At 60.6% G+C, this 3,270-nt stretch carries 2 protein-coding genes and 2 pseudogenes; 2 read left to right on the forward strand and 2 right to left on the reverse strand.

The window, feature by feature from the left end:
• Nucleotides 1–45 precede the first annotated feature (45 nt).
• Complete coding sequence (locus J2X36_RS26650; protein ID WP_310355225.1) at nucleotides 46–858, reverse strand: hypothetical protein; 813 nt, start codon at nucleotides 856–858, stop codon at nucleotides 46–48.
• Nucleotides 859–876: 18 nt separating this feature from the next.
• On the opposite strand from J2X36_RS26650, the pseudogene J2X36_RS26655 reads away from it, so the two are divergent.
• Nucleotides 877–1,047: pseudogene (locus tag J2X36_RS26655) on the forward strand (transposase); the annotation flags it as partial.
• 247 nt (nucleotides 1,048–1,294) lie between these two features.
• Nucleotides 1,295–1,699, forward strand: a complete 405-nt coding sequence (locus J2X36_RS26660) for a hypothetical protein (RefSeq protein ID WP_310355226.1) — start codon at nucleotides 1,295–1,297, stop codon at nucleotides 1,697–1,699.
• 466 nt (nucleotides 1,700–2,165) lie between these two features.
• Here the strand turns inward: J2X36_RS26660 and J2X36_RS26665 are convergent.
• Nucleotides 2,166–2,765, reverse strand: a pseudogene (locus J2X36_RS26665) (recombinase family protein); the annotation flags it as partial.
• Nucleotides 2,766–3,270: the final 505 nt, after the last annotated feature.

Consider the following 3,270-nt stretch of genomic DNA (forward strand, 5'->3'; position numbering starts at 1 on the left):
CTGTAGGCACGGGCCATGGCGATCTCCCTGACAAACCCTCAGGGATCAACGCTCACCCCGCCACGCCGACTCAGGGATCGTGGAAAACGCTCTAGCGTGTGAAGGGCTCCGCTTCCTTAGCCGAGCCAAGCCGATCGGGATCAACGATCCGACGAACATTGTACCGAGCCATATCGTCCATGGAGGTCCAACCACCAGAAGCAGCGGCACGGCGAACAGAACTACAACCGAGCAGCCGAAAAGGCGGCCACCAGCTTCGAGGCACCAATCCGCGATCTCCGTGAACGTCTGCCGGTGAGGTTTGCCCAGGCCGAGGAAACATGAGCCGGCGAGCAGACCGAGCACGAGAAAGTAACCGGGGATGATCGGGTTCGTGCGCCATAGAAGGTGCCATTCGCAAAACACCCATTCCTTGAAAGTGGTCGGTCGGTTCACAACGCCCCAAGTGTCGCTGCCACCCTCAAAAAGTTCGAGGCCATCACGCTCGCCCATCGGAGGAACCTCGGTTCCATTGGCCCCGAACGTCGTGGGATCGGGCTCGACGATCTCGCCGGTCACTCGATTGTAGCCGTAGCAATGCCGGGAGGCATCGCAGACGAGATCAACGAGTTGAAGTCCAGCGCTGCGGGCCAGCAATCGGCCATGCTCGTCGAGTACAAGAAGGCGCGTCGGATCGGCCGCCATGAGGCCGTCTCCAGCAATGATCCGCATCTCACCGGGCCGGCCGTCCGGAAGCGTCACCATCTCGCTTCGTGTGAAGTAAGGCCGGTGTGCATCGGCCGGACCAATCAAGAAGATAGGCCACCCTAGCATCAGCAGCGACAGCAGAGCGTTCTTATCTGATTGTCTGGTGCTCATCTGGAAATGCCGATGTAGACGCCTGCCGTCCGCGCAGAGCTTGCGCGCGATAGCCCGCCGTATGCAACCTGCCTAACGGATGCCGAATAGGCCGTGGTTACCCCCATGCTGCCGAGACCCGCCGCAACTGGCCGTCCTTGGCGCTGGTCGATGCGCTCAGTGTTCGACGGCATCCTCTACGGGCTGCGCATGGCTGTGGACGGGGCAAGACAGGGCCTCATCAGCGGCTGGAGGGAGGCCGCATCTAGGAGTGGCCCTGCGCGGCCCTCAGCAATGTGTGCAATTCCAGAGAACCGGGCCTCCGTCGGCTGGATTTGATTGTTCTAAAGGTGACTTGCCCATGATGGCGCGAGAGGAACGCTTCGCAGTAGGGGTAGATTCATGAGTGTGTCGTACACATCAGAAGGCGGGTTGGGCTTAGCCACCAAAGAACGAGTTGCACAAGATTCGTAGCAATGTCGAAGCGGATGAATTTGCATTCTTACTTGGTGGGACTCGATCGCGCGCTTCAGCTGCTGATTGCATCCTTCATATCTTCGATCTGCGGCGCATTGAGCTGCGCAGCATTCGCGATCTTGGTCGCATCTCCGATAATTATCATTGCGGTACTGCTTTTTCCTCCGTTTTTACTCGCACTTCCGCTTCTCTTCCCGGCAGCCTTGATGACTCTCTACCCGAAATGGATGAGTCCGATTCTATTCTTCACGTTCATTTTCCTTCCGCTTCTATCAATTGCGCTGCCAAAAAACTACTTTATTCAGCAATTTGGCATAGTTGCCCTAGGGACAATCTCGGCGTGCTGCTTGCAATTCTATATGTCATCTCACTTGCACCCCGGTGATCTTGTCTTTGGAGCCGTTGCCGGTCTAGCTGCTTCGGCTTCATTCGCGAGATGCATTCGTGAGATATGGGAAAAGGACAATTAAACCTGAAATATCTTATGGTGCCTCAACTGAAGGTGACTTCCGGCTCGCCATCTTTGGCGACCCTTCCGAGCGAACTATCCTCGCGGCTGGCCTCGTGCCCGAGTGGGCGCTCAGAGCCGCGCACGAGGGGCGCAGCAGGAAGGCCGTAGTGAGCGATGAGACAATCGCCAGGGGCAAGCGTGGCCGTGGATCGCGCAGAAAAGCCGCAGAGAGCGGCGAGACGGTCGTAGCAGCAAGGCGTGCTCGGACGCGTACGCGGTCTGTACGACACTCTGAGGACGATTAAACGGGCATCCCTGAAAGCACTCACGGCGCGACCCGAAATTTTTCTCCCCTGCCCTCTCGTCCAAGAAATTATTGCGGGTGGCACCCGCAGAAATCTCACATCACGCGGCTGACCTGCGTTGCCGACCACGCGCCGCCGCGGGCCGTCTTTATTCCGCGCGTTGAGCGCCCCGGCAATGCCGACCAGCGTGGTGATGCCGGCCTTCCTGATCTCCTCGATGATCGGCCGCACGTTGGCCTTCCGCGCGTCGGCCTGGACCGTGTAGGCGGCCCGCACCACGTCGTGGTGCTCCCCCCGCCGATCTTCACGCCGCGGGCCTTGGCGGCTGCCAGGGCTTCCTTGGTGCGGGTCGAGATCATCATGGCTTCGTGCTCGGCCACGGCCGCGAGGATGTGCAGGATGAGCCGGTTGGCCTGCGGGAAGTCGTACGCCGCGAACTCGACGCCGCCGTCCATCACGTTGGCGATGAAGGCCACGTTGCGGGCCAGACGATCGAGCTTGGCGATGACCAGCACGGCTTTGCGCTTCTTCGCGTAGGCGATGGCCGCGGCAAGCTGCGGCCGGTCAGCCTTGCGCCCGCTCTCCACCTCAGTGAACTCGGCGATGATCTCGCCGCCGCGCACATGCGCCGCCATGGCCGCCCGCTGCGCTTCGAGCCCGAGCCCGGACTGGCCCTGCTTGAGCGTGCTGATGCGATAGTAGGAAACACCCCATCAACAGTTCAGCGAGAGTTTCGAACAAGGGTGGGCCCCATGGGGCCCTTGGCGGTAGGAATCCGCAATCGTGTGAGCGAGACACAGAGGCCCGCCATCCTTATCGGTAGGCAGGCTTCTGCGCATCTGAGCCTCCGGTGTTCCCTTGAGTTGGTCGCCGGGGGCTTCTAGTCGTCGAAATCTGACACTTGGTACCCACTCACGAGGTCCGCTCGGGGTGGATTGTGTTGAAAAACTCCTCAGCACGGACCGAGGTCTCTACCGCTGGTGGCTGCCGCTCGCCGCTGTCACAGGTGTTGTGGGTTCATGCCCTCAGAAGAGGGACAAACGGAGTTTTTCAACACAATCGACCCATTGCAGCCATTAGGAAGGTCCGCTTCCTGGCAGCGCGGCTGGTCCGCCCCCACGCGGTGGCCCAGGTTGGAAGTTAGTGCACGGTCGGCCGCTCCACCACGGACAGTCTGGCCGGCGCGGCCGGCCAACCGGC

Source organism: Methylobacterium sp. BE186 (assembly GCF_031457035.1).
In the GTDB taxonomy this organism is placed as follows: Bacteria; Pseudomonadota; Alphaproteobacteria; order Rhizobiales; family Beijerinckiaceae; genus Methylobacterium; species Methylobacterium segetis.

Bases quoted from the DNA above. Each gene is read 5' to 3' on its own strand.
- J2X36_RS26650 (WP_310355225.1), bottom strand. From the start codon at position 858: ATGAGCACCAGACAATCAGATAAGAACGCTCTGCTGTCGCTGCTGATG.